The organism is Dissulfuribacter thermophilus, assembly GCF_001687335.1.
Lineage (GTDB): Bacteria > Desulfobacterota > Dissulfuribacteria > Dissulfuribacterales > Dissulfuribacteraceae > Dissulfuribacter > Dissulfuribacter thermophilus.
Map to the genome: position 1 here is coordinate 40,193 of NZ_MAGO01000003.1, position 25,590 is coordinate 65,782.

The following is a 25,590-nucleotide window of genomic DNA, read 5'->3' on the forward strand; positions in this document are numbered from 1 at the left end:
TTTGTAGACATGCAATAAAAAGGAAGCTATTTTTTTGCTGGTTAACTAATTGTAAAAAAAAGCAAAAATTATAATTTTCAATCACTAACACGAAAGGATTTTTTTCAAAAAAATGGAAAACAATACTTTTAAATTGAAAGCGCCCTTCAGCCCCAGTGGTGATCAACCCAAGGCAATAGAAAAACTATCTCAAGGAGTACTTGCTGGCAAACGCCACCAGGTACTTTTGGGTGTCACAGGATCTGGTAAGACCTTTACTATGGCCAATATTATAAACAGGTGTGGGAAACCCACCCTAGTCATTGCGCCAAACAAGACCCTGGCAGCCCAGCTATTTGGAGAACTTAAGGCCCTATTTCCCGAGAATGCAGTGGAATATTTTGTGAGCTACTATGATTACTATCAACCAGAGGCCTACATTCCCCAATCGGATACCTACATCGAAAAAGATGCTTCTATAAATGAATTTATTGACCGATTAAGACATAGTGCCACAAGGGCAGTACTGACTAGACGCGACGTAATCATTGTCGCAAGCGTTTCCTGCATATATGGCCTAGGATCTCCGGAAGAATACGAAGAAATGAACCTTTTTCTAAAAAAAGGGGACATTCGTTCAAGGGAAGAGATTATCGATCACCTCGTTTCCATGCTTTACGAAAGGGTGGATCACGACCTTAGAAGGGGTAGCTTTAGGGTTAGGGGAGACATTATCGACATTTTCCCCTCCCATGAAGAAAACCGAGTTGTTCGAGTAGAACTATTTGGTGATGAGATAGAAGAAATATTCATAATTGATCCAGTTACTGGAAAAAGGACCGGGGCCATTCAAAGTGTACTTATTTATCCTACCAGCCACTATGTAACTACAAGGGACAGACTAAAACGCGCCATTAAGACCATAAAGGCAGAACTCGAAGAACGCCTTCGAGAGCTTAGGAATGAAAAAAAACTCGTAGAGGCCCAGCGTTTGGAAGAAAGGACAAATCTTGATTTGGAGATGCTGGAAGAATTGGGATACTGTCCCGGCATTGAAAATTATTCAAGGCATTTGTCCGGGAGAAAACCTGGTGACCCACCTCCTACTCTACTTGACTATTTCCCAAAAGACTTTCTCGTCTTCATTGACGAAAGCCACATTACTGTTCCCCAGATTAGAGGCATGTTTAGAGGCGACAGATCAAGAAAACAGACCCTAGTAGACTACGGATTCAGGCTACCTTCTGCGCTAGATAACCGTCCTCTAACATTTGAGGAATTCGAAAGCATGGTACCTCAGGTAATATATGTGTCAGCAACCCCAGGCCCGTATGAACTCCAACAGGCTAGAGGAGAAGTTGTGGAACAAATTATTAGACCCACAGGCCTTTTGGATCCTGAGATGGTGGTAAGGCCAGCTACTAATCAAGTTGACGATCTTATTGGTGAAATTCAGAAACGACTCAAAAAAAATCACAGGGTCCTTGTCACCACCCTCACTAAACGCATGGCAGAAGAACTTACAGATTATTTAAATGACTTGGGTATAAAGGCCAAGTACCTCCATTCAGACATCTCTACCATTGAACGGAGCAAAATTATCCAGGGACTTAGGAGGGGGGATTTTCATGTCCTTGTAGGCATAAACCTCTTGAGAGAGGGGCTCGACATGCCCGAGGTATCCCTTGTGGCAGTACTCGATGCAGATAAAGAAGGCTTTTTGAGATCAGAGCGTTCTCTCATTCAAACAGCAGGACGTGCTGCCAGAAATTCAGAGGGGCTTGTCATACTCTATGGTGATACCATTACTGAATCAATGAAAAAGGCCTTGGAAGAGACAAAAAGGAGGAGGGCTATTCAAGAACAGTATAATTTAGACCATGGCCTTGTACCCAAAACTATCATGAAATCCCCAAAAGAGGCCCTTGCAGCCCTTTATGAGACAGAAGAACAGATTACTTCAGAGACTCTGGGCGAAAAGGATACCCTTTATCACGGAACAGATCTGAGTGAAGGAGATTTAAAGAAGCTTCTGAAGAAAATCGAAAGAGAAATGAAAGAGGCTGCAAAGCAATTGGATTTTGAACGCGCCGCAATTTTAAGGGATCAATTTTTGGAATTAAGAGTCCGTCTGGAATCAAAAAAATAGCATATTCCAGAAAAATGGAATTTTATTCCAACAATCTGGAAACTTAGGGGAATTTTGCCTTTAATCCTGAACTGCTTTAGCTACTCAATATTTGAACCAGCCTCTCCCTATATTCCTCATGGACTGATGGTGTAAAAGCCAGACCTGCCTCATACCAACCGTCTAAAAAACTTGGCTTTGTCCACCTGACGCATGCAGTTATATCCATTAATGGCCTTCTATTTTCACCATATAGCCAGAAGTCATAGCATTCCCCCTGTTTCAATGGTTCTGCTAGCATAATCCGCATTCCACCAAGACTCATGTCAATTGTAAAACTATTTGGCTGATCTGGTGCCGTCTGCGTTGCACAGGGTATAATTTTCCTTATCCTGTTATACTTTCTCCTATCATCTTCTTTTTCTCTGCCAGAATTTTCATACTGCTTATACCTTACACATTCTGAATATCTGCCCAGACAATAAAAATCTTTGTGGATAGTTAGTGGGATATACATACCGCTATCCGGGATTAGACAAATGTCATCTGCAAAAAATGGGCAATCCATAATCTTTCCCTCTAATAAAATCTACAATTAAAGATATAAAGACCATGCATAAGTTAGTTTATCCTTTTATTTAAAGCTAAAACCGTGCCAAACTATGTTATTATCGACCAATAAAACTGCTGCAGGTTCTCCCCATAATAGCAGTACCTAGGTGATCCTTTTGGCACGAATGCTTTATAACAATTTTCGCATACCAAACCCTCCATGAAGATTTAGCACTCTATTTCATGTGCCCCCTATTCTACGGTCCTCACCCACCAGTACTTCGAAGTCACCCATAGAATCAAAAAGTGCTTGAGTATTTTCCCTTATTCGCTGGACATTTGAGTCGAAGACCTTAATATTTTTTTTGTTGGACGCTGCTCTAAAGCCTCTGACCTCATTACTATCTCCAAAAAGACGACTGACAATTTATCGAACTTTTAAAATTTGTCCAGTAATATATTAAATCTTAAATGTCTTAGCTTTGCAACACCTATAGGCAGTTAATTCTAATATTAACTACCATGAAACATAACTAGCATTTTTCTATTAAATTTATCTATATTTTCAATACAAACAAAATAAAAGCGGACTGCAATAAAGTTTAGAAGGATACTTTCATAAATACCATTAATTTATTTTTTATGTAGTTTGAGATATGTCCTCACCAATTATTAGATCACAAAGAAGGCACTAAAGAAAATTGAAAAGGAATTGAGATAGTGAATTCAAAGATTTTGTTTGTGAGCATGCAGGCAAGACAGGTAAAAAAAATGGCGGAAGCGCATGGGAATCGAACCCACCCACGAGGCTCCTCACCCCGTGCACCGGATTTGAAGTCCGGGAGGGCCACCAGCGCCCTTTCCGCTTCCAAATAAAATTTTTATATATATTTTGAAAGGCTGTCAAGATATAGCATATGGAGAAAACTTAAAACATGGAGATTGTAATCCGAGGAGTATTTGAAAACAATTTAAAAATAGATGAACTCAGACTCCCTTTGTGGAAGGTTATTTGTTTAATAGGGCCCTCTGGCTCGGGGAAATCTACTCTGGCCAGAGAGGTCTTATATAAGGAAGGCAAGCGCCTCTATCTAGAGGGTTTAGGCCTAAAGGCTGAACAGTGGTCGTTCAATGATTTTCATAGACCCAAAGCAGAATTTATTAAGGGCCTGCCTCCAACAATATATCTGGATCAAATCCCAGAAAGGTTCACAAGCCGTTCCAGTCTTGCCTCTTACGCAGACCTTTCTACCCCATTAAGACTCCTATTCTCAATATTGGGGCAGGCTTTCTGCCCTTCATGTAATATCCCAATAAAAAAGACATCCATATCCTCAATTAAAACCCATCTACTGGGATTGTCTCCAGGAACGCCTTTTGCCATCATGACCCCAATACCCAAACCAATCACCACTATTCCCCTAAAAGAGGCGTTGGAATGGATCATAAAACAGGGTTTTGTCCGTATAGAGATAAATGACGAATTCATTTTAGTAGAAGACATCTCAGACCTTGACAAAGTTAAAGACCTCAAAAAGGTAAACATCGTAATTGACAGGCTCATCTTAAAAGAAGGAGTCGATGCTAGAATCGAAGACGCTATTAGAGTCGCAGAATCCCTGGGCTCAAGAGTCATTAGGTGCCTTATATTGCCTAAAAAAGGTGTTTCCCAAAAGGAATCTCTAGAATTCTCTCTTGACATGACCTGCCCTAGATGCCTGACGAATTTTCCGGAATTGGGCCCTCACCTTCTATCTCGTAGGCACCCTCTGGGACAGTGTCCAGACTGTAAAGGCAGTGGCTGCAATTCGTGTGACAATACTGGTTTGAGTCCGTTTAGTAGAACACTAAAACTTCATGGGCTATCATACACCCAAGTCCTGGAAAAAAATGTTTTGGAAGTTTCTAGCTTTTTAAATAGTTTCTCCTCCTCTTCTATAGAGCACGAAATAGCAGGTCCTATTTACACTTCTCTCAAGGATAAATTGGCAACCTTACAAAAAGCTAATCTTTCTTATCTCGAATTATCAAGGCCCCTTACTTCAATATCGCGAGGAGAACTGCAAAGACTCAGAATCTGTGTCCAAATACATAGGGCCCTTAGCGGCACACTAGTGATTCTAGACGAGCCCACCATCGGGCTTCATCCAAAGGAATTTGGCCTCCTCAAAAAGCTTGTTGATGAGCTAAAAGCAACAGGGAACACAGTACTTATAATAGAACACGATGAATCAATCTTAAAATATTCCGATTGGGTATGCGAATTGGGGCCAGGCAGCGGAGAACGAGGAGGAAAAGTTGTATTCAATGGTCCTGTAAGAGAATATTTAAAAACACAGGGCAAAAATAACGGGATAAATTCTTCTAGATCAGTCAAAAAGGATACAACCCATAACCGGATCAAACCCCATAGAGCCCCTTCAACTCACCTTACAGTTAGGATTCATAATGAGGCCTCCATAAAAATTCCATTAAATGCCATCACAGTAATTACTGGGGTTTCAGGTTCAGGTAAGACTACATTTGCCATGAAGACCCTGGTACCGAAGCTAAAAGATAGGAGGCTGACTTGCCATATTCTTGACCAATCTCCTTTAAGGGGGGGAAAGACGTCTTTAATATCCACGTACCTAGGGATATTCACTGAAATTAGAGAACTTTTTTCAAAGACCAAAGAAGCTAGGCTCAGAGGGTTCATGAGTTCTTTTTTCAGTCTATCAAAAGATGGTGGGCGATGTGCAGAATGTAAAGGAACCGGTTACACAAACCTTGATCTCAAATACCTTCCACCTATAGATGTCAAATGTCCTATATGTGATGGAAGGCGTTACAGAGAGGACGTGATGAAATGTTACTACAAGGGAAAAAATATTCATGAAGTGTTGTCTATGACTGTTGGTGAAGCGGTCAATTTTTTTTCAAGAATTCCAGCAATTCGTTCCCCCCTACAATCCCTTGTTAGTTCTGGATTGCACTATCTTGTCTTAGGGCAACCCATTTCTACCCTTTCTGGAGGCGAACGCATGAGACTCCGCCTAAGCCTCATATTGTCTAAGAAAATAAGGGCAAAAAAATCCCTTACTAACCATGCGCTTATATTAGATGAACCTAGTGCTGGGCTTTATATAGATGATCTACGGTCACTAGTAAACCAGATCAAAACTCTTGTGAATAATGGTATGACTGTGATTATAATTGACCACGAAGAATTGATATTAGATGCAGCAAACATGATCATAGAGTTTGAACCTGGGGGCGGTCCATCTGGTGGGAGAATCATTAATGCTACAAATTCACTAGGTGGCTGAGTTACTTTCCAAGACCTTCATCGGACCCGCCTGCCCCCATCAACAGAGCCTAATCATCGTCGTCCCAGTCCTCTGGAAGGTCTTGAGACTTTTGGGTCTGTGGCTTGGGCTCTGTCTTTATTTCTGCCTGTTTTTTCGCATTATTAAGGCTTTTTTCACGTTCTTCCTTACTCCACTGTTCTGTCTTTTTCTTCAGCCGATTACTCAATAAAAGCAGGTTTTTTATACCTCCTGCCAATCCAAATAGAAAAAAGATTATAGTAAACCATGGATGGGTTCTTCCCTCAAAGACGTCCGTATCCAGCCAGTAACCGAACCAGACCCCGGCAAAGGTTGAAAAGACCATGGCAGCACCCATGGTGGAAGCATGGGCTAGAATACGAAAGATCTCATTTAGGTATTTCTTAGTCTCAGGTCTCATAAATCAGCATGAAGGGAACCCCGGTCCCGATCCTCGAGTGTTTACTACATCTCTGTCGGCTAGGGCCCCTCTCAAAAAAACAAAAAAGCGGTGAAAGTTACTTTCACCGCTATACTTCATTGGGGTCCCCTCTGGGAATTCTGTCTGACCTGTGTCGTAAATCTCTTCCCTTATCCCAAGAAAGGATTGGCATAAAGGGCAATCAGACCGATAACCAAGGCGTAAATAGTAAATGTTTCAATAAGAGCAAAGGTAATGAACATGGACACAGTCAGCTTACCAGCCATTTCAGGGTTCCTGGCAGTTCCCTCAAGAAGGCCTCGAGCACAGTTACCCATTCCAGCACCACATCCGCCACCTGCGCCGCCGACAGCCAGACCTGCTGCTATAAGTGAGGCAGCCATGATCAGCCCTGTATCTGCAGTTCCGGCTCCTTCACCTGCGGCCATGGCCAGTGCACTGAAGGCCAGGACAAACATAAAACTCAGACCGGAAATCAATAAACTCTTCCTTTTCATCAAACTCCTCCTTTTTATAATTTTTTCTATTTTATTCCTAATGTGCTTCAGCCATTGCCTCTGCACAGTATGTAACAGGCAGAACTACGAAAATAAATGCCTGCAACAAACAGACCAGGGTGCCCAACAACATGATTGGAAGTGGTGCCAAATATGGTCCAGCCATGGTGAAGAGCAGCCCCAGCAGCATCTCCTTTGACATCATATTCCCAAAGAGACGAATGGAGAGCGAGGCGATTCTTCCGATATGGCTGAAGGTTTCAACTACCAGGAAGAAGGGTGCCATGACCGGAATAGGTCCCATGAAATGCTTGATGTACTTGAAGCCGTGAAACCGGATACCCAGGGCATGATAGGCAACGATCGCTATAACTGTATAACCAAGGGTTACGTTGATATTGGCAGTAGGCGACATAAAGCCTGGAATGAGCCCCATATAGTTGGAGATCAGAATCACATATCCAAAGGTAGCGACCATAGGGAAGATCATCCTAGCCTTCTGTCTGTCACCGACCTGTTCTGTAACAAAATCCTCTAGTCCGCCGACAAACATCTCCATCACATTCTGTAGTCCCCTAGGAATGATCTCCATGCGCCTGGTGGCCAATATTGCCAATACGACGCATATAATCATGGCCAAATAGTCATACTGCATGTGTGGCGCCAGTACCTGGGCAAGAACTGTGTCCCCCCCATGGGCAGGCAGGCCTAGAGCATCCAAGACAATGGACAAAAAAAGCAACGGATGTTCCATAGTTACAGGGCCTCCTTAAAGATTATGTATAGTGGTTCATTGCATTGATCAAAAAGGAGCGGCAAGATAACCCCTCTAATATCCTCCCCTTTTTGAAGTACTCCCAATCTATCGAAAACGATTGAATGAATCGCCATTCAGCGCAACAGTCAAAAAAATTTCTTTTCAAATCAACCTATTGCACTGAATATTGCCTCATTCATACATCAAAATATAGGGAGCTAGCAACAAATACGCTCCCTACTTGAACATACGTTATTAGCACAAACCCCATGGGGTGTCAATAGCAAAAGACCACTCAAAAACCCAGCAGTTTGAGTATTAATTCACTCAGTTTTCTGTTTCAATTCCAATATAACCATCATCTAGGACATAAACATCGTCAGCCATGAATTTATACCAGAAGGGACCACTCTACCCATGGATAGCCAGACCTTCGGCTGCGGCCATTAGTCTAATGGAAGAGGGAAAATCTCTAGCATTTTCCCAGACAATTCGTCATTTTAACCCCAAATAGTGTATCGTGATTAAGATGTCAGCCTAGTTTGGGTTTTTCTTCCTTACAAGCTTCATCTGGATCACCAGCAGAAAAAAGGTAATTGGAACTACTGAGACACCAACAAATATCCCTACCAAACTGAATTTACCAGGGAATTTCAGAACAAAGGTACCGATTACTATAATGGCAAGGAGCAGCCTGGTAAACATTCCTATAAAGTATACTATCTGGGAACGCCATTTTACGATGCGTTTCGTGTCTCTCAAGACGCCGACAGCATTCAAAGCGGCAACCACTCCACCAAGGGCAATTCCCCTTACACCTTCAGGGGTCCACCAGACATTGGCCCCTGCAAGCAACGCTACCAGGATAAACCAGATTCCGATTAAAAACCGCTTTGCAAGGCCTTCATCGAGCTCGCCTATCCACATCAACATGGCCCAATCCTCAACATCCCAGTCCTTTGGAAGATCTCGGAGTCTCCGATGCTCCTACATAGGCTCTTTTCTCTTCTCTCCCAACTCATCTTCATGGTTAAGGCTATTTTCATAGCTATTCCCTGCTCCATTGTTCCAGCTTTCTCTTGTTCCGATCATTCAACAAAAACAGGTTCCTTATACCTCCTGCAAGTCCGAATAGGAAGAAGACTATAGTAAACCATGGATGGGTCCTCCCATCAAAGACGTCTCTGTCCAGCCAGTAACCGAACCAGACCCCGGCAAAGGTTGAGAATACCATGGCTACGCCCATAGTAGATGCGTGGGATAGGCTACGCAGGATTTCGTTGAGGTGTTTCTTGGTCTCAGGTCTCATAATTCAACATGATGGGGCCCCAGTCCTTGTCCTGAGGAGGTGTTTTTACTGCTCAGTGGGCTGGAGCCATTTCCCTGAATCAAAAAATTCGGTAGATCTGCCTACCATTGCCGTAAGTCTCGTCCCTTATCCAAGGAAAGGATTGGCATAAAGGGCAATCAGACCAATAACCAAGGCGTAAATAGTAAATGTTTCAATAAGAGCAAAGGTAATGAACATGGACACAGTCAGCTTACCAGCCATTTCAGGGTTCCTGGCAGTTCCCTCAAGGAGGCCTCGAGCACAGTTACCCATTCCAGCACCACATCCGCCACCTGCGCCGCCGACAGCCAGACCTGCTGCTATAAGTGAGGCAGCCATGATTAGCCCTGTATCTGCAGTTCCAGCTCCTTCACCTGCGGCCATGGCCAGTGCGCTGAAGGCCAAGACAAACAAAAAACTCAGACTAGAAATCAATAAACTCTTCTTTCTCATAAAACCCCTCCTTTTTTAATTTACTTCTATTTTATTCCAAATATGCTTAAGCCACTTCCTCTCAAAAACCTATAATAGGCAGCTCTTAAAAAAAAATCTGCAGCTGACTCTTTAAGGCTTAGGCCCAGCAACTTCATCTGTCTTCCTGAGTCCTGTCTCCCAGAAGGTAGTTAAGGTATTTGCGCCCCTACCTTTCAGCCTGTTCAAGATTGAGTTAGCATAGGGATGTATTTCAGTCAATTTTAAAAAAAAATTACACAAGCTCGCGCATTGCTTCATAGGCCGAAGCAATCGTATTTTCAATGTCTTCCCAATCGTGCGCTAATGATACGAAGGCCGCCTCAAACTGGGATGGGGCAAGCCATATATTCTGTTCAAGCATTTCCCGGAAAAATGCACCATACATCTCAGTATTGGATGAAAGGGCATCGTCAAAATTGGTTACTGGCCCAGAGGTTCCAAAGAACGTGGTCATCATGGAGCCAATCCTTTGGGTGGCACAGGTTATCCCAAGATCAGCAGCCACACTACACAGCCCTTCCTCAAGTCTTTGAGCCTTCTCTTCCAGAGCTTCATACGTACCTGGCCTCATGAGCACATCCAAGGTTGCAATGCCTGCGGCAGTGGCAAGAGGATTCCCAGATAGGGTCCCTGCCTGGTAGACCGGTCCTTCAGGGGCTATCATATCCATTATATCTCTTCTTCCACCATATGCCCCAACAGGAAGGCCGCCTCCTATTATCTTGCCTAGACAAGTAAGATCCGGGATGACCCCAAAATACTCCTGTGCTCCTCCTAGCCCAAGCCTAAAGCCTGTAATGACCTCGTCGAAAATTAAAACAATGTCGAGTTCCTTAGTCCACTTCCTGAGAGTCTCCAAATACCCCTCTTTTGGCAGGATTACCCCCATATTGGCTGGCACAGGCTCGACTATGACAGCGGCAATCTCTTTGGCCTCTTTGTCAAAGACGGCCTTGAGGGCGTCTAAGTCGTTAAATGGAATTGCAATGGTATTGGCAACTATCTCTTCAGGCACACCAGGGCTTCCTGGTATACCGAGAGTGGCCACCCCTGAGCCTGCCTTCACAAGAAATGAATCTGCATGCCCATGATAGCATCCGTCGAACTTCACTATCTTCTTCCTGCCAGTAAACCCCCGGGCTAGCCTGATGGCGCTCATAGTAGCCTCAGTACCAGAATTTACGAGCCTCACCTTTTCAATGGAAGGCACGAGCTGCGTAATACGCTCAGCCAATTCTACCTCCCTCCATGTTGGAGCGCCAAAGCTTGTACCCTGCCTAAGCGCCTCCTCCACGGCGGATACAACATGGGGATGTAAATGCCCTAAGATCATGGGACCCCACGAACACACGTAATCTATATAAAAGTTACCGTCCTCATCATATATGTAACACCCTTGTGCCTCTTTTACGAATGGAGGATCGCATCCCACAGACTTACAAGCGCGCACAGGGCTATTTACGCCACCTGGAATCACTTCTTTTGCCTTTTCAAAATAGATCTTGGAAATGTTCTGCCCCATTACTGTCCTCCTAGGAATTAGTAATAAAAATTTTTTTCACTATATACATAAGCCCTATACAAGGCAAGAAGCCCTGAGTGATGGCCAGGACTCCGTCCAAATCACAATAGGGCCAGGCAAAAGACGCGAGGGTGGAGGCACCCCCCGCCTTTGCCTCCTCGATACTTGGTGGTTATCCTCGGAAAGCGCCTGGCCACAGATAGTCCCATTCAATCATCCTCCCTGCCCCTTGACTCACGGGCATGAACCAGAAGATTGCGGCCCTGCACAGCCCTTTCCACAGGCCACGGTCATTCCCACTGCCCCTTATACCTCGACACCGAGTTTGACGTGGCCCTGGAGTGATGACGAGATCCGATAAGAGCTATTTATCCCAGATTATGCAGCTCGAAAGCCTTGCCGAAGATGCAAGGCGGAGGATACACAGACGTACTTAGGTACTTCAACTGATCAAGCCCCCTAAAAAGATGGATGTCCAAATGAGTTCATCATTGAATAGAACTTCTTAAACATCAATGGAGAAACCACAGTATCCCAAAGCCCTGTAAGCTTAGCAACGACCCAAAAGGCAAGAAATAGGCCTACAATGCCTATGGGCAACAGAAATGGATTCATGCTTCTACCCATAAAAGAAGGGGTCAAACAGCCCTTTTTAGGACAACTAGCCACACATTCTTCACATCCGATGCAGTCTGGATCGAAAATTTCTAGTTTCTCAGATACTGCAATGCCCGATGGACATGCCTCTTTACACCTCTTACAGTTTATACAACTTTCTGGATCACGTTTTATACGAGTTGGACTCAAAATGGAAATTATCCCTAAAAAGGCACCATAAGGGCACAAATATCTACACCAAATATTTGCTACAAACAAAGAGGCAATTGCCAAGAATGTGATCACATAAATAGTAGTAGACGAAGGGTGCAAGAAAAACTTTAACATCTTTGCATCAACTGCGACATTATAGGGACTCTGGATAAATGCATCCACAGACTTTAAATCCATTTTAAAAAATATTACATATAGGAAAAAGGCTAGAAGCACATATTTAGGAAGCCCCAAAATGACACCAATCCCTCTCTTTATAGGGATCCTTACTTTTAAAAAGCGGCCTATTTTCTCCACAATACTCGACAAAAAGCCAACTGGACAGATCCACCCGCAAAATCCCTTTCTAAAAACAAATGCTATCGCTATGGCCGCTATTAAAATAGTTAGCCCAGCTGGATGAATCATATCGTATTGCCCCGTTTGAATAAGCCTCCTTAGGCCAAGTAGGGCACTTATTGGGAGAAAGGCCTCTACAGACGGGGGCCTGGGAACAAATTGTTCACTGTTTCCAATGGCCCATTCATAGAAGCAAAAAAACCTATAACCAATGTAAAGACAAAAAAGTGCAAACGATCCCTGTACAGCGATTCTTACTAACTTTATGACCTTATAGTTCTTCAGATCCATAGTATAACCCTTTACCTCGCTCAAAATATTTGATTGTCAATATAATATAATATCTATTTCCACAAAAGACCTTGATTAAAATCAAGTCCAATCCTCCGCTTTTAATCTTCTCCTGTAAGGCTTTTTATGCTAACCTAAATTATGCAATTGGCGATTTTGCCCAAGATGTGAGGCGCGAGGAGTGAAGGCATACTTAGGTATTCCGAACCCCGAGCAACAAAGTAGATTGGGTAAAAGCGCCAATCCCGAAGGGCGCCAAAAGGGGACAAAAAATAGAGATTGGGATTCACCGAAAAAGTGAATTTGGCGATGTGGTTGATATTGGCTGACAAGCTATAAAATCTTGAAAAATCATTTTTGTCCTCTTTTGCCGTGCAGGATTTAGGGGAAAAAATATGCCTACTATCACCTTCCTTGGTGCCGCACAAACCGTAACCGGTTCATGTCATTTACTCACCTTTAAAAACAGGCGTTATCTTTTAGACTGTGGGCAATTTCAAGGGCCCTGGCACATAGAAAAGAGAAACTACGAGCCTATAGGCCTAGTCCCTTCGGCATTACATGGGGTGATCTTAAGCCATGGGCATCTAGATCACTGTGGTAGACTGCCACTTATTTGCAGTGCAGGCTTTGCTGGGAAGATTTATTGCACTCATCCCACAAAGGATATTGCCATGCTCATACTCCTGGATTCGGCCCATCTTCTAAAAGAGGAGTTTTTATGGAAAAGAAGAAAACTGGAAAGGATAGGCATCAAGGCAAAGGCTCCCTTGTATTCGGTTGAAGACGTATGGTATTGCCATGAAAACTTCGCTACCCCCGTGTCTTTTGGGCAACGAATAAAATTGAGCCGCGAGCTTGAATTGATATTACATCTTAATGACGCAGGGCATGTCCTAGGATCTGCTCAGATTTACTTGGATTACAGGCCCAAGAAGGGGAAGCCATTAAAAATCTTGTATAGTGGAGATCTCGGAGATGGAGGGAGACCTCTGGTTAATGATCCAACGCCACCAGAGTCCCCAGTTGATGTACTCATCATGGAATCTACCTATGGAGACAGAGAACACAGGAGCTACAAAGACTCAATAGAAGAATTCCGAGAAGAGGTATTAAGGACCATAAAAAATAAAGGTACAGTACTTATTCCTACCTTTGCATTGGAACGGGCACAGGAAATCCTTTATCATATAGGACAAATGAAAAGAGAACGTCTTATTTCTAAAAACGTACCTGTCTTTCTTAATAGTCCCCTTGCCATAAATATTACTAGGGTATTTTTAAAACACCGTTCCTTTTGTCAAAAGGCACTTGTTGACGATATGCAAAAGAGGATTCCACCATTCGCTTTTCCCGGCCTAAAATTTACTGAAACAGCCGAGGAATCGAGGATGATTCATAGTGTTCCTTCTCCCAAGATCGTCATAGCTGGTTCAGGAATGATCACAGGGGGAAGGATCAAACACCATTTAAAACATGACCTTTGGAAAGAAAATACTACTGTTATTATAGTAGGATATCAGGCCCGAGACACACTTGGGCGCAAACTTATTGACGGTGCCAAGACTGTAAAAATCTTTGGAGAAGAGATTACAGTAAAGGCCAGGATTGTAACCATAAATGGTTTCTCAGCACATGCTGGCAAGAGCCAGCTCATTAAATATGCCCAATTGGCCAGGCCCAAAAAGGTATTTTTAGTACACGGCGAGCCTGACCCCCTTCAACACTTAAAACGGTCTCTCAAAGGGGTGCTCCCCAGATCCGAAATTATCATCCCGGAGTTCAAGGGGCAGTATCGTTTATGACCCGTAAAAATCTCCTCTTGCCTAGCTTGATAACGGATTCAGGCGCGTCAAAGACGACCTCTTCACTGGTTACTCTTTCGCCATCTATTTTTAAAGCACCTTGTTTTATTAAACGCCTTGCTTCTGAGGTGCTTTGGGCAAGGCCATTATCCTTTAAAAATGTAGGAAGATATATCTTTTCCCCAGCAATTATCTTCACTGCAGGTATATCGTCTGGTACCTTTTTTTTGGAAAAGGTTTCGATAAAGGCCTCCTTAGCATTGCTGGCCTCATTTTTCCCGTGAAATCTCTCAACAATTTCAAAAGCCAACTCCATCTTTACGTCTCTGGGATTTACACTGCCGTTTTCTATCTTTGTTTTAAACTCCTCTATCTCCTCTAAGGATTTTCTACTCAAGAGTTCAAAATATCTAAACATTAGATCATCAGAAATGGACATCAACTTTCCGAACATGTCTTTGGCCGGTTCAGTAATACCTACGTAATTGCCCAGGGATTTACTCATCTTATTTACGCCATCGAGACCCTCCAAAAGAGGCATCGTTATCACCACTTGGGGCTCTTGGCCATATTCTCGCTGAAGATCCCTTCCTACGAGGAGATTAAACTTTTGGTCTGTACCTCCCAACTCAACGTCAGCCTTGAGTGCTACAGAGTCATAGCCCTGTATCAATGGATAGATAAATTCATGAATTGCGATTGGACGTCCGTCGTGAAAGCGTTTCTTAAAATCATCTCTCTCGAGCATTCTCGCAACCGTATGTTTGGCTGCTAAACGAATTAAATCTATGGCCTTTAACTCATTCATCCAGGAACTGTTAAAGCAAACCTTGGTCTTTTCTGGGTCTAGTATCTTAAATATTTGTTCTTTATAGGTCTTTGCGTTTTCTTGGACCTCTTCGGGGGTAAGGGCAGGGCGCGTTTCATTCTTTCCAGTAGGATCGCCAATTAGCCCTGTAAAGTCTCCTATCAAAAAATAAATTTCGTGCCCAAGATCCTGAAAATGCTTTAATTTTTGAATCAACACCGTATGGCCTAAATGTAGGTCAGGTGCAGTAGGATCAAATCCGGCTTTGACCCTAAGGCCCCTTCCTTCTTTATGGGCCTTTTTCAATTTTTCTACCAGTTCGTTTTCATCAATAATCTCAACTGCACCTCTACGAATCAGCTCAAGTTGTCTTTGTATGTCGTCCATTTATGCCCCCTACTTGTAACTAATCACGGAGTAAAGCACAGTCTATATTCTGTCACTCCTCAAACTGTCAATACGAGCCTATTTTGCGTACTCCACAGCTCTTGTCTCTCTAATTACAGTCACTTTAATCTGGCCAGGATAACTTAACTCACTTTCAATCTTTTTGGCAACTTCACGGCTAAGCAGTAGTGCCTCTTCATCCGACACCTTGGTACTTTCAACAAGTATCCTGATTTCACGACCTGCCTGTATGGCGTATGATTTTTGTACCCCAGGAAAGGATTTTGCAATATTTTCCAAATCCTGCAAGCGTTTCACATAAGTTTCAAGCATCTCTTTTCTTGCCCCAGGACGCGCTCCTGAAAGGGCGTCAGCAGCCTGGACCAGTACTGCAATCTCCGTCTCAGGCTTTACATCTTCGTGATGAGCTGCTATGGCGTGAATTACATCTTCGCTTTCTCCATATTTTCTAGCAATATCTGCTCCAATTATTGCGTGAGGGCCCTCAATTTCATGGTCAACAGCCTTACCTATATCATGGAGTAGTCCTGCACGCTTTGCCTTCTTCTCATCAAGTCCTAGTTCCGCCGCCATAATTCCAGCTAAGAACGCTACTTCAACAGAGTGCTGAAGCACGTTTTGTGCAAAACTGGTCCTATATTTTAATTTTCCCAACAACTTCACTAACTCTGGATGTATACCATAGACACCCACATCAAATGTCGCCTGCTCGCCTGCCTCTCTTATGGTTACATCCAACTCTTTTTCTACCTTTTGGACTACCTCTTCTATCCTAGCTGGATGAATCCTGCCGTCTGCCACTAAACGCTCTAAGGCAATACGAGCGACTTCTCGCCTTATTGGATTAAAGCCTGAAAGGAGTACAGCCTCTGGTGTGTCATCAATGATAAGGTCAACACCGGTTGCAGCTTCCAGTGCCCTAATATTCCTACCTTCCCGACCAATTATTCGGCCCTTCATCTCATCACTGGGCAAAGCTACAACCGAAACAGTCCTCTCTGCCACAAAGTCTCCAGCATACCTAGAAATCGCAAGAGATATAATTTCTCGGGCCTTCTTTTCAGCCTGTTCTTTAGTCTCTGATTCGACCTTTTTTAATAGACGGGCGGCATCCTGACGAATATCTGCCTCAACAAGCTTAAGGAGGTGCTCCTTTGCCTCCTGTTGAGTCATATTGGAAATCTTTTCAAGCTGTGCCTTTTCCTCTTCACGTATTTGTTCAATTTCTTTTTCTCTCTTTAAAAGCTTTGCCTCAGTGGCCTTGATTTCAGTCTCCTTCTCAAGTATCTCGATCTCTTTTTTATCAATAAGCTCTTGTTTTTTGTCCAGTTGGGCCTCTTTTTGCTGTAGGCGTCTTTCTAGGGAATTGATCTCCCTTTTCTTTTCCCGAATTTCCTCTTCTGATTCTTTACGAAGACGATAGGCCTCTTCCTTGCCATGGACCAAGGCATCTTTTTTAATACGTTCTGCCTCTTCCTTGGCCTTGGCAATGATGAGTTCTGCCTCTTGACGCCTTTTTTCTAGATCGTCTTTGACGCCTCGTTTACCAATAATAATGCCAATGGCCATTCCAGCGCAGAGGCACAATATACCTATTATGAGACCATAGACAAAATTCATCCCGGGTGTCACCTCCTAATGATTTCAGGATGGCCACACCCCATACCCACACAGGGCTTAACACTGAGCTCCAGAACGGACCAGGTGGAAATAAAAGTGGCAAATTTTATTTGAAGGAAAACAATTTAGGTTTGTCTAAATCTTACATCCCACATTGTCTTTTTGAGGTCTGATATATTCAACTACTCCATTTGCCAAAATTCATTTAATGAAAAACACAAAACAAAGTCATATATGGCAACTGGCTAAAATCCTTTTATTTCCAACCCAGTACCGCAATATATATGAACCCAGATGGGGTTATAGCCAAAATACCCCCGCTTGTGCCGTGTCTACAGGGTTCATTGAACCTGACCTAGTCAGGTGGGCGTCTCATCCGCAAGGCGTCAGACAGGGATGTTTTCCCCGTCATCGGCTCGCGAAGCGGAGACCCCCTTGTACGGGGTGTTGGCTCAACGAACTTCCTGTTTGATCACGGTCACAGCAGGGGAAGTCCATTTCAAAATCTGCCTCATTATAATACATTTACTGGAAAACGCAAAATCCTATTGTATATTTCAATTACAATATGTGGAAATGTTCTTTAAAAGGGTTTCTATTCGTTCCTCTAGCACTTGAAGCTCTTTTTGGGCAGAAAAATAGTCCTTTGCAATGGAAAGCACAGTAAGAACAATCTGTTTGTGGGCAGGAAGATTTGAATGAGAGGAAGATACATCCCTTGCAACCCTTTCAACATAAGACACAAGGTCCTTCAGATCGATATCTTCCTCTTCCCTTTGCGTTAAATAATAACTATGCCCAAAAAACTCTAGCCTTACCTTTGGACCATCTTGCACTTTAACGCCTTAAGATAACTCTTAACCAAAAACAATATTGGATTCCTCTGGAGAAGATTCTGGTTCCTCTGATGAAAATTCGGACGCATCCTGATTGCCTAAATCATCATCACTACCTGAATCATGCTCACCTTGGTCAACTTCTGCCAGTGGTTTATTGTCATCCTGGTCAATTGAATCTATACGATCCAATATTTCCTTTATCTTTTCCCTGGCCAGTTGCTTCTGCAATTCAAGATCGTCAATCCTTTCATTGGCCTGCCTCAGCTCCTCACTGAGCCTATCGATTTCCTGTTTAAGTTCCATGTTTTCACGTTGCACACTGTCTAAGCGGTCCATTAAGGCCCCGACCTTAGACTCAAGCAATACCATCAGATCCTGTTCCATATTACTAATCCCCCTTTCAAAAATATCTGGGTCTGTATCTGTGTGTTGGTCTATTATTTCAACCACTACAACCAGCTGGTCAAGCGAACACACTGGTCACAGGCCAGTACTATTACATCATCGGTCTAACAATATAAACTATAAAACTTTCTTGGAAAACGGGGGTACTAATTCGTGTTTTAAAATTTCACTATTCTCTATATAGGAAAATGCGCTTATTTGTGCCCCTTCCCGAATAATTGAATTACCCTTAATTACGGCAAATGGGCCAATTGTGACATCTTTTTCAATCGTTACATCCAATCCAATGTAAATTGAATCTGGCATAATCATGGTTACTCCATTTTCCATATGTCTTTTTCTCACTCTGTCAAGAAGGACGGATTCAGCAAAGGCCAAATCATTTCTAGAATTAACGCCGATAGCTTCACTTGGATCATCCAATGGCAACGCATTAACCTTCATCTCAAAATTACGTGCAAGGGTAACTATATCAGTGAGGTAAAATTCTTTCTGTTTATTTTTATTTTCGATCATACTCAAAAAATGAAATAATACATTAGAATCAATACAATAGGTGCCAGTATTTATTTCATTAATTGCTCTTTGTTCTTGTGTAGCATCTTTTTCCTCCACAATACCCATGACTTCACCGTTACCAGAACGAACAATTCTACCGTAACCAGTTGGATCCTCAACATAAGCAGATAATACAGTAACCTGATTTCCCTCGCCAATATGATGTGAATAAAGGGATTGGATAGTAGTAGGCCTAAATAACGGCATATCACCGCACATAATAAGGCATGGGCCAGAATATTCCCTAAGATTCGGCATGGCACAACTAACAGCATGAGCCGTACCAAGCTGCTCCTCCTGATAGACTATTTGGGGTGACCACTTTGAGATATGAGGTTCAATCTCTTTTGCTCCGTGCCCAAGTACAACAATAATCCTCTTTATGCCAGCTTGAGACAACACTTCTAACGGATAATAAATCAATGGACGATCAAGCAATCTGTGAAGTACCTTGGGTTTGGAAGACCGCATCCTAGTACCTTTTCCTGCAGCTAGGACAATTGCAAAAAAACAGGAATAGTCGACCACTTAGCCCCTCCTAAAATAAAAAAGGGCAAGCTTGAGCTTGCCCTTTACTTCTTCTTTTTTTTTAACTAGCTGTGTTGGGCTACCTTCAATCTCACGAGGGCCCTATGTAATGCGGCCATGGCTCTGGCCTCATCTATTGCAGCTTGCCCTGCAGCTGCCTCCTGCAGCCTCTTTTCTGCTCTTTCCTTGGCCTTTAGTGCCCTATCTACATCAATTTCATCCGACCTCTCGGCAGCTTCTGCGAGGACTGTCATTTTATTGTTGGATACCTCACAAAAGCCTCCGCTCACTGCCATACGAATAGTTTGTCCATCATTGGTAATACGCATCTCACCTATCTTCAGAGATGCTAAGAGCGGAGCATGATTCGCCATTACACCGAACTCGCCGTCTTCACCAGGCGCTGTGGCGAGATCTACCTCTTCGCTAATTACAACCCTTGAAGGTGTTACTACCTCTAGAAGGAGTTTATTTGGCATATCTCTTACCCATTATGTGTATTTTTAGCTCTGTTTGGCCTTTTCAATGGCCTCTTCAATGGTACCTACCATGTAGAAGGCCTGCTCTGGAAGGTCATCGTGCTTACCTTCCAGGATTTCCTTAAAGCCTCTCACTGTATCTTCCACTTTTACATATTTACCAGGTATACCAGTAAATGTCTCGGCAACGTGGAATGGCTGAGAAAGGAAACGCTGTATCTTTCTAGCCCTTTGGACTGTGAGCTTATCTTCGTCAGACAGCTCGTCCATACCGAGAATGGCTATAATGTCCTGAAGGTCCTTATATTTCTGAAGCGTCTGCTGGACCTGACGTGCAACCTGATAGTGTTCCTCACCAAGAACATTTGGATCAAGAATTCGAGATGTTGAATCCAAAGGATCCACTGCAGGATATATACCGAGCTCTGCGATCTGACGCGAAAGAACGACTGTACCGTCAAGGTGTGCAAAGGTAGTTGCTGGAGCCGGGTCAGTAAGGTCGTCAGCAGGCACGTAAACACATTCAACTGCTGTAATTGATCCCTTGGTTGTGGATGTAATACGTTCCTGAAGAGCACCCAAGTCAGTAGCTAGAGTAGGCTGATAACCGACTGCTGATGGGATACGACCAAGTAGAGCGGAGACCTCTGAACCGGCCTGGGTAAATCTGAAAATGTTATCAATAAAGAACAGCACGTCCTGTCCTTCTTCATCCCTAAAGTACTCGGCAGCAGTTAGCCCCGTGAGACCAATCCTGGCACGTGCTCCAGGTGGCTCGGTCATCTGCCCGTATATGAGAGCGGCCTTTGGAAGAACGCCTGATTCCTTCATTTCTAGATAGAGGTCGTTACCTTCTCTGGTACGTTCTCCAGCACCGCAGAAGACTGAAATACCGCCGTGTTGCATAGCAATATTGTGGACCATTTCCATCATGATGACCGTTTTACCACATCCTGCACCTCCGAACAGTCCCATCTTACCGCCCCTTGGGAACGGAACCAGGAGGTCGATAACTTTAATACCTGTTTCGAGAACCTGTACCGTGGTATCCTGTTCTACGAATGCCGGAGCCTTCCTATGAATTGGGTAATATACATCGGCCTTGATATCACCTTTACCATCGACTGGCTTTCCAACGACATTTAGAATTCTACCTAGGGTAGCAGGCCCAACAGGGATCTTGATAGGAGCACCAGTGTCCTTTACTGGCATACCCCTAACCAATCCGTCTGTGGTATCCATAGCGATGCAGCGCACCATGTTATCACCAAGGTGCTGAGCAACCTCAATGACAAGATTGTCCTCAGTATCATCAATAGCAGGATTGGTCACCAAAAGGCCATTCAAAATGGCTGGGAGCTTTCCTGGCTCAAACTCGACGTCCACTACTGGCCCTACGACCTGGGCTATTCTTCCTATGTTTTGTTCAGACATATTTTAAACCTCCCTAATTGTAGGCGTTAATTAGCCCTTAAGAGCCTCTGCACCGCCCACTATATCCATCAATTCTTTCGTAATTGCAGCCTGGCGGGCTTTATTAAAACTTAATGTGAGTGTATGCAGCATATCCTCACAAGCCCTTGTAGCATTATCCATCGCAGTCATACGTGCGGCCTGTTCACTTGCAGCTGTTTCAAGCATTGCTGCCATAATCTGGACATTCACATACATTGGCATCAAGTTATTGAGTATCCGTTCAGGTTCAGGTTCATAAATGTATGTAGGTTTAGGCCCATTGTCCTCAGCCTCCTCTCCCCCAAGGCCTTCCTTGGATATTGGCAGAAGCCGTTTAAACGTAGGCTTTTGAGTGACTACGTTTATAAATCTGCCATACAACAACTGGACCTGATCTACCTGTTCTTCGAGGAACATATCGATCGCTACCTTACCTATCCTCTTAGCATCCTGCATCTGAATATATGCCATGCAGTCAATAGCATGAGCGACCACTTCAAATGCAGATTTTCTTAAATAATGAAATCCCTTCTTGCCAATGCATGCAAATTTTACTTCCTTTCCCTCTTCGGCCTGTGCTTTTGCAAATTTCTCAGCTGCGTTTATTATATTTGCATTGAATGCCCCGCAGAGCCCCCTGTCAGCAGTCACAACGATGGCTAAGACCTTCTTTACTGGCCTTATGGCCATAAGAGGAAAGGAATTGGGATTAACAGAGCCACCTAGGTCGCCAATGACTGCTGCAAATTTCTCCGCGTATGGCCGAAAATTCTCCATATTCTCTTGGGCGCCGCGGAGCTTGGCAGCAGCCACCATGTTCATTGCCTTGGTGATCTGCTGGGTTTTTTTAATTCCGTTTATCTTTAGTTTAATATCCTTTAGTGAAGGCATTGTAGCTGATCTCCGCTAACTACTTACTTTATGTTCCTGTTTGCCTTAAATTGCTGGACGAAGTTAGAAATAGTTGCATTCATTTTTTTGTCCAGCGCATCATCAATTGCCTGCTTATCTCTCAACTCCTGGAATATGTCTGGCTGATTCTTCTCAATATAATCGTACAATTCTCGCTCAAATTCCTGTAGTACTTCAACTGGCAGCTCGTCTAATAGCCCCCTGGTACCAGCATAGATAATAACGACCTGCTTCTCCATTGGTAATGGCTGATACTGAGGTTGTTTGAGTATCTCAACGAGCCTTTCACCACGTCTGAGCTGCTGCTGTGTAGCCTTATCCAGATCACTACCGAACTGAGCAAATGCAGCCAATTCCCTGTACTGAGCCAGATCCAAACGAAGAGTACCGGCAACCTGTTTCATTGCCTTAACCTGAGCCGCACCACCGACCCTGGAAACGGACAGACCGACATTAATTGCAGGGCGGATACCAGCGAAGAATAGGCCCGGTTCAAGATAAACCTGACCGTCTGTAATGGAGATAACGTTTGTTGGAATGTATGCAGACACGTCCCCCTGCTGGGTCTCAATAATGGGAAGTGCTGTCAAGCTGCCAGCTCCGAGTTCATCACTTAATTTTGCAGCCCTCTCTAGAAGTCTTGAGTGGTTATAGAAGATATCGCCAGGATATGCCTCACGTCCTGGTGGACGTCTGAGAAGAAGAGACATTTCCCTGTATGCCACGGCCTGCTTGGAAAGATCATCATATATGATTAGGGCATGTTTTCCATTATCCCTAAAATATTCACCCATGGCGCATCCTGCAAATGCACTGAGATACTGCAGAGATGCCGGCTCACTAGCACTTGCAGCAACAACAGTTGTGTAATCCATTGCACCATGGCGCCTCAAAGCTTCAACTACCAAGGCGACAGTTGCTTGCTTCTGCCCAATTGCTACGTAAATACAGTAAACGCCTGTATTCTTTTGAGCAATAATGGCATCAACGCCGATTGCAGTCTTTCCAATCTGGCGGTCACCGATAATCAATTCACGCTGACCTTTTCCAATTGGGGTCATTGAGTCAATAGCCTTGAGACCTGTATAACAGGGCTCATGCACGGGCTTTCTCTCAATAACACCCGGAGCCTTCATCTCAATCCTTCGGTACTCGGTTGCTTTAATAGGCCCCTTGCCGTCAATAGGATTCCCAAGAGCATCGACAACACGTCCTAGGAGGGCTTCACCCACAGGCACCTGGGCAATTTTGCCTGTACGTTTCACGAGATCGCCCTCTTTAATCTGTGTACAATCACCCATGACTGCCACACCTACGTTGTCTTGTTCGAGGTTCAGGGCGACACCCATTATTCCGCCTGGGAACTCAAGAAGCTCCATGGCCATGCAGTTTCTAACTCCATAGACACGGGCGATGTTGTCACCGACTGACAACACCGTGCCAGTTTCGGCAAGGTCTATTTGTTTCTCATAATCCTGGATCTGTTTTTTAATTATGTCACTTATTTCTGCTGCTTTTATCTGTGCCATTATCCGAGTTCACCCCTCCCTATGGATTCTTTGAAGCCTTGGAGTTGGCTTCTTATACTTCCATCCCATACCATGTCGCCGATGTGGGCCACCACGCCGCCGATTATGGATGGGTCTTCTTGCAATTCAAGCACCACATCTTTGCCTGTCACCTGTGCAAGGATCTCTTTTAGTTTTTCCTTCAGGTCTTCAGGCATTGGTACAGCAGTGGTTACAACTGCTCTCACTACACCCATCTCTTCATCCATTAGCTCTTGATAGAACTTTTGGATAACTTTGATGGCCTGTATTCGCCTCTTCTCTACGAGGAGTTCCATAAATTTGGTGAGCTCCTCACCAGCCCCAATAGCCTTAAGAATTTCACCAACTATCTGACCTTTGAGATCGGGAGGATAAACCGGACTCTCCAAGGCCTCCTCAATCTCGGGCTCGGAGCTCAGGAAGGAGGCAATGGAGCTCAACTGCTCTGCAAACTCCTCGAGTTTTCCCACTTCCTTCCCTATAGTAAACAACGCCTTGGCATATCTTCTGGCAACAATTGAACTAATCAATTCTTGGTCACCACCTTTTCTAAGTATTCACTGATGAGCCTATGATGATCTTGCTCATTCAGGTTTTTACGAATTATATCTTCCGCCATCTTGACGGCTATCTCTGCCACTTCACGCTGCAGCTCGTGCCTTGCCTTCTGCAACTCCTGCTGGACATAGAGTTCTGCTTGGGCCTTAATGCGCTCAGCTGACTGTCGAGCCTGCTCAATAATCTTTTGCTTCTCTGCCTCTCCCTGCTGTATAAAACTACTCAATATGCGCTCTGCCTCTTTGTCCATTGTGGACAATTTTTTCTCATATTCTGCATATTTCCTTTCAGCCTCTTTTTTCTTCTCCTCAAGCTCTGCAAAGGCCTTTTCTATGTCCTCGGTGCGGGATTTTAACGCGTTAGCAATAGGAGCTTTCAAAAATTTCACTAGAATAACAACAAGAAGGGCAAAATTCAGAGTGTGCCATATAAAATTCATTATCTGCTGGTGGGTCAACCCATGATGCTCACCATGCGCTCCACCTTCAGCATGATGCGCACCTTCGTGCATTGCCGCCCCAGAACCCTCTCCAGATGCGGCAACATGATGATTTACTACTGCCTCCTGCTGGACCGCGTGACCCTCCTCAGATGCATATATTTTGGTTACCGAACATGGCCACAACACCAAAACCGCAAACAGTACAACCAACCCAAAAAGGCTCTTCCCACGCATTATATTGCCCTCCCAAGGAGCTTCTGGGCTATTTCTACAGCAAAGGCCTCGGCTTGAGCCTTGAGCTCTGACCTAGCCGACTCAATCTGGGCGGTGAGCTCTCCCAGAAGCTCTTGCTTCTTCTGAGTTGCCTCTTTCGTACTTTCCTCAATCAAGGCCTTTTCCTCCTCTCTAGCCTGTGCCTTGAGCTCTTCCCTTTTTTGCACTCCCTCAGAACGTGCATTTGCCAATTTTGCATTAAAATTCTCCAAGAGCTGATGAGCACTCTTCTCAAGCCTCTCGGCCTCTTCCCTTATGGCCGCCATCTTGGATTCACGTTCTTGCAACATTTGACGGATTGGCTTATAGAGCAACGAATTCAAAACTGCCATCAAGACAAGCGTGCCTATTACCTGCACCAGGAACGAGGCATCTAGTGTTATCATTTCGAGCCTCCCAACCTTTTTTCGAAATTTATTTATGTTTCAGGCGGTTAGAAAAAATGAACAATCATTCATTTCTTCAGAGAAAGTTTTTACTCTATTTGAACCGGCCTGTCA

26 protein-coding genes, 1 tRNA gene and 1 other RNA gene are annotated in these 25,590 nt (G+C 44.0%); 4 read left to right on the plus strand and 24 right to left on the minus strand.

Annotation, left to right across the window (positions count from 1 at the left end):
* The first annotated feature begins 112 nt into the window (after window positions 1–112).
* Window positions 113–2,128, plus strand: a complete 2,016-nt coding sequence (gene uvrB, locus DBT_RS03195) for an excinuclease ABC subunit UvrB (protein ID WP_067616394.1) — start codon at window positions 113–115, stop codon at window positions 2,126–2,128.
* A gap of 76 nt (window positions 2,129–2,204) precedes the next feature.
* Here the strand turns inward: uvrB and DBT_RS03200 are convergent, their stop codons facing one another.
* Window positions 2,205–2,675, minus strand: coding sequence for a PilZ domain-containing protein (locus DBT_RS03200; RefSeq protein ID WP_067616396.1), 471 nt, complete (start codon window positions 2,673–2,675; stop codon window positions 2,205–2,207).
* 756 nt (window positions 2,676–3,431) lie between these two features.
* Window positions 3,432–3,529 (minus strand) — tRNA-Sec (locus DBT_RS03205).
* Window positions 3,530–3,594: 65 nt separating this feature from the next.
* Between DBT_RS03205 and DBT_RS03210 the strand changes: the two genes are divergently transcribed.
* Window positions 3,595–5,967, plus strand: coding sequence for an AAA family ATPase (locus tag DBT_RS03210; protein WP_067616397.1), 2,373 nt, complete (start codon window positions 3,595–3,597; stop codon window positions 5,965–5,967).
* A 49-nt stretch (window positions 5,968–6,016) separates the two neighbouring features.
* On the opposite strand, the gene DBT_RS03215 is transcribed toward DBT_RS03210, so the two are convergent.
* The 4 genes from DBT_RS03215 to DBT_RS12665 all read right to left on the minus strand — a co-directional run bounded on the left by DBT_RS03215 (window position 6,017) and on the right by DBT_RS12665 (window position 7,797).
* Entirely contained in the window at window positions 6,017–6,388 is a 372-nt protein-coding gene (locus DBT_RS03215) for an AtpZ/AtpI family protein (protein WP_067616400.1), read from the minus strand.
* 170 nt (window positions 6,389–6,558) lie between these two features.
* The gene (atpE, locus tag DBT_RS03220) at window positions 6,559–6,906 is read right to left on the minus strand and encodes an ATP synthase F0 subunit C (protein WP_067616402.1); all 348 of its coding nucleotides are present in this window, start codon (window positions 6,904–6,906) and stop codon (window positions 6,559–6,561) included.
* A 37-nt stretch (window positions 6,907–6,943) separates the two neighbouring features.
* Window positions 6,944–7,660, minus strand: coding sequence for a F0F1 ATP synthase subunit A (atpB, locus tag DBT_RS03225; protein WP_067616404.1), 717 nt, complete (start codon window positions 7,658–7,660; stop codon window positions 6,944–6,946).
* 2 nt (window positions 7,661–7,662) lie between these two features.
* The gene (locus DBT_RS12665) at window positions 7,663–7,797 is read right to left on the minus strand and encodes a hypothetical protein (protein ID WP_279614756.1); all 135 of its coding nucleotides are present in this window, start codon (window positions 7,795–7,797) and stop codon (window positions 7,663–7,665) included.
* A gap of 251 nt (window positions 7,798–8,048) precedes the next feature.
* Here DBT_RS12665 and DBT_RS12670 point away from each other — a divergent pair, with 251 nt between their 5' ends.
* Entirely contained in the window at window positions 8,049–8,177 is a 129-nt protein-coding gene (locus tag DBT_RS12670) for a hypothetical protein (protein ID WP_279614757.1), read from the plus strand.
* A 23-nt stretch (window positions 8,178–8,200) separates the two neighbouring features.
* On the opposite strand, the gene DBT_RS03230 is transcribed toward DBT_RS12670, so the two are convergent.
* From DBT_RS03230 to DBT_RS03250, 5 genes are all read right to left on the minus strand, one after another.
* On the minus strand, window positions 8,201–8,596 hold the full coding sequence (locus DBT_RS03230) for an ATP synthase subunit I (RefSeq protein WP_067616406.1): 396 nt from the start codon (window positions 8,594–8,596) through the stop codon (window positions 8,201–8,203).
* A gap of 115 nt (window positions 8,597–8,711) precedes the next feature.
* Entirely contained in the window at window positions 8,712–8,972 is a 261-nt protein-coding gene (locus DBT_RS03235) for an AtpZ/AtpI family protein (RefSeq protein WP_067616408.1), read from the minus strand.
* Between the two features lie 126 nt (window positions 8,973–9,098).
* On the minus strand, window positions 9,099–9,446 hold the full coding sequence (gene atpE, locus DBT_RS03240) for an ATP synthase F0 subunit C (RefSeq protein ID WP_067616410.1): 348 nt from the start codon (window positions 9,444–9,446) through the stop codon (window positions 9,099–9,101).
* A gap of 253 nt (window positions 9,447–9,699) precedes the next feature.
* Window positions 9,700–10,989, minus strand: a complete 1,290-nt coding sequence (gene hemL / locus DBT_RS03245; RefSeq protein ID WP_067616411.1) for a glutamate-1-semialdehyde 2,1-aminomutase — start codon at window positions 10,987–10,989, stop codon at window positions 9,700–9,702.
* A 459-nt stretch (window positions 10,990–11,448) separates the two neighbouring features.
* Window positions 11,449–12,450, minus strand: coding sequence for a 4Fe-4S binding protein (locus tag DBT_RS03250; RefSeq protein WP_067616413.1), 1,002 nt, complete (start codon window positions 12,448–12,450; stop codon window positions 11,449–11,451).
* 395 nt (window positions 12,451–12,845) lie between these two features.
* On the opposite strand from DBT_RS03250, the gene DBT_RS03255 reads away from it, so the two are divergent.
* The gene (locus DBT_RS03255; protein ID WP_067616415.1) at window positions 12,846–14,255 is read left to right on the plus strand and encodes an MBL fold metallo-hydrolase RNA specificity domain-containing protein; all 1,410 of its coding nucleotides are present in this window, start codon (window positions 12,846–12,848) and stop codon (window positions 14,253–14,255) included.
* On the opposite strand, the gene tyrS is transcribed toward DBT_RS03255, so the two are convergent.
* The 13 genes from tyrS to DBT_RS03315 form a co-directional block, all read right to left on the minus strand.
* Complete coding sequence (gene tyrS / locus DBT_RS03260) at window positions 14,233–15,450, minus strand: tyrosine--tRNA ligase (RefSeq protein ID WP_067616417.1); 1,218 nt, start codon at window positions 15,448–15,450, stop codon at window positions 14,233–14,235. The two genes, DBT_RS03255 and tyrS, sit on opposite strands and share 23 nt — an antisense overlap.
* 78 nt (window positions 15,451–15,528) lie before the next feature.
* The gene (rny, locus tag DBT_RS03265) at window positions 15,529–17,091 is read right to left on the minus strand and encodes a ribonuclease Y (protein WP_067616419.1); all 1,563 of its coding nucleotides are present in this window, start codon (window positions 17,089–17,091) and stop codon (window positions 15,529–15,531) included.
* A 310-nt stretch (window positions 17,092–17,401) separates the two neighbouring features.
* Window positions 17,402–17,584: non-coding RNA, 6S RNA (gene ssrS, locus DBT_RS12845), on the minus strand.
* Window positions 17,585–17,648: 64 nt separating this feature from the next.
* Window positions 17,649–17,927 (minus strand): cell division protein ZapA, encoded by a 279-nt coding sequence (locus DBT_RS03270; RefSeq protein ID WP_067616421.1) that lies wholly within the window; start codon window positions 17,925–17,927, stop codon window positions 17,649–17,651.
* 21 nt (window positions 17,928–17,948) lie between these two features.
* A complete protein-coding gene (locus DBT_RS03275) occupies window positions 17,949–18,380 on the minus strand; it encodes a cell division protein ZapB (protein WP_161939896.1) in 432 nt (143 codons plus the stop codon).
* A gap of 72 nt (window positions 18,381–18,452) precedes the next feature.
* Window positions 18,453–19,421: a bifunctional UDP-N-acetylglucosamine diphosphorylase/glucosamine-1-phosphate N-acetyltransferase GlmU gene (locus DBT_RS03280; protein ID WP_067616425.1), complete on the minus strand. Its 969-nt coding sequence runs from the start codon at window positions 19,419–19,421 to the stop codon at window positions 18,453–18,455.
* A gap of 65 nt (window positions 19,422–19,486) precedes the next feature.
* Window positions 19,487–19,900, minus strand: a complete 414-nt coding sequence (locus DBT_RS03285; RefSeq protein WP_067616427.1) for a F0F1 ATP synthase subunit epsilon — start codon at window positions 19,898–19,900, stop codon at window positions 19,487–19,489.
* Window positions 19,901–19,924: 24 nt separating this feature from the next.
* Entirely contained in the window at window positions 19,925–21,334 is a 1,410-nt protein-coding gene (gene atpD / locus DBT_RS03290; protein WP_067616429.1) for a F0F1 ATP synthase subunit beta, read from the minus strand.
* Window positions 21,335–21,364: 30 nt separating this feature from the next.
* Window positions 21,365–22,246, minus strand: a complete 882-nt coding sequence (gene atpG, locus DBT_RS03295) for an ATP synthase F1 subunit gamma (RefSeq protein WP_067616431.1) — start codon at window positions 22,244–22,246, stop codon at window positions 21,365–21,367.
* Between the two features lie 23 nt (window positions 22,247–22,269).
* Window positions 22,270–23,796 (minus strand): F0F1 ATP synthase subunit alpha, encoded by a 1,527-nt coding sequence (atpA, locus tag DBT_RS03300; protein ID WP_067616433.1) that lies wholly within the window; start codon window positions 23,794–23,796, stop codon window positions 22,270–22,272.
* Window positions 23,796–24,347, minus strand: coding sequence for an ATP synthase F1 subunit delta (atpH, locus tag DBT_RS03305; RefSeq protein ID WP_067616435.1), 552 nt, complete (start codon window positions 24,345–24,347; stop codon window positions 23,796–23,798). Before atpH ends, atpA begins: the two co-directional genes overlap by 1 nt.
* Window positions 24,344–25,051, minus strand: coding sequence for a F0F1 ATP synthase subunit B (atpF, locus tag DBT_RS03310; RefSeq protein WP_083186586.1), 708 nt, complete (start codon window positions 25,049–25,051; stop codon window positions 24,344–24,346). The genes atpH and atpF overlap by 4 nt, the downstream gene beginning before the upstream one ends.
* Entirely contained in the window at window positions 25,051–25,476 is a 426-nt protein-coding gene (locus DBT_RS03315) for an ATP synthase F0 subunit B (RefSeq protein ID WP_067616437.1), read from the minus strand. The genes atpF and DBT_RS03315 overlap by 1 nt, the downstream gene beginning before the upstream one ends.
* Window positions 25,477–25,590: the final 114 nt, after the last annotated feature.

Bases quoted from the DNA above. Each gene is read 5' to 3' on its own strand.
- uvrB (WP_067616394.1), top strand. From the start codon at position 113: ATGGAAAACAATACTTTTAAATTGAAAGCGCCCTTCAGCCCCAGTGGT.
- DBT_RS03200 (WP_067616396.1), bottom strand. From the start codon at position 2,675: ATGGATTGCCCATTTTTTGCAGATGACATTTGTCTAATCCCGGATAGC.
- DBT_RS03210 (WP_067616397.1), top strand. From the start codon at position 3,595: ATGGAGATTGTAATCCGAGGAGTATTTGAAAACAATTTAAAAATAGAT.
- DBT_RS03215 (WP_067616400.1), bottom strand. From the start codon at position 6,388: ATGAGACCTGAGACTAAGAAATACCTAAATGAGATCTTTCGTATTCTA.
- atpE (WP_067616402.1), bottom strand. From the start codon at position 6,906: ATGAAAAGGAAGAGTTTATTGATTTCCGGTCTGAGTTTTATGTTTGTC.
- atpB (WP_067616404.1), bottom strand. From the start codon at position 7,660: ATGGAACATCCGTTGCTTTTTTTGTCCATTGTCTTGGATGCTCTAGGC.
- DBT_RS12665 (WP_279614756.1), bottom strand. From the start codon at position 7,797: ATGGCGATTCATTCAATCGTTTTCGATAGATTGGGAGTACTTCAAAAA.
- DBT_RS12670 (WP_279614757.1), top strand. From the start codon at position 8,049: ATGAATTTATACCAGAAGGGACCACTCTACCCATGGATAGCCAGACCT.
- DBT_RS03230 (WP_067616406.1), bottom strand. From the start codon at position 8,596: ATGTTGATGTGGATAGGCGAGCTCGATGAAGGCCTTGCAAAGCGGTTT.
- DBT_RS03235 (WP_067616408.1), bottom strand. From the start codon at position 8,972: ATGAGACCTGAGACCAAGAAACACCTCAACGAAATCCTGCGTAGCCTA.
- atpE (WP_067616410.1), bottom strand. From the start codon at position 9,446: ATGAGAAAGAAGAGTTTATTGATTTCTAGTCTGAGTTTTTTGTTTGTC.
- hemL (WP_067616411.1), bottom strand. From the start codon at position 10,989: ATGGGGCAGAACATTTCCAAGATCTATTTTGAAAAGGCAAAAGAAGTG.
- DBT_RS03250 (WP_067616413.1), bottom strand. From the start codon at position 12,450: ATGGATCTGAAGAACTATAAGGTCATAAAGTTAGTAAGAATCGCTGTA.
- DBT_RS03255 (WP_067616415.1), top strand. From the start codon at position 12,846: ATGCCTACTATCACCTTCCTTGGTGCCGCACAAACCGTAACCGGTTCA.
- tyrS (WP_067616417.1), bottom strand. From the start codon at position 15,450: ATGGACGACATACAAAGACAACTTGAGCTGATTCGTAGAGGTGCAGTT.
- rny (WP_067616419.1), bottom strand. From the start codon at position 17,091: ATGAATTTTGTCTATGGTCTCATAATAGGTATATTGTGCCTCTGCGCT.
- DBT_RS03285 (WP_067616427.1), bottom strand. From the start codon at position 19,900: ATGCCAAATAAACTCCTTCTAGAGGTAGTAACACCTTCAAGGGTTGTA.
- atpD (WP_067616429.1), bottom strand. From the start codon at position 21,334: ATGTCTGAACAAAACATAGGAAGAATAGCCCAGGTCGTAGGGCCAGTA.
- atpG (WP_067616431.1), bottom strand. From the start codon at position 22,246: ATGCCTTCACTAAAGGATATTAAACTAAAGATAAACGGAATTAAAAAA.
- atpA (WP_067616433.1), bottom strand. From the start codon at position 23,796: ATGGCACAGATAAAAGCAGCAGAAATAAGTGACATAATTAAAAAACAG.
- atpF (WP_083186586.1), bottom strand. From the start codon at position 25,051: ATGCGTGGGAAGAGCCTTTTTGGGTTGGTTGTACTGTTTGCGGTTTTG.
- DBT_RS03315 (WP_067616437.1), bottom strand. From the start codon at position 25,476: ATGATAACACTAGATGCCTCGTTCCTGGTGCAGGTAATAGGCACGCTT.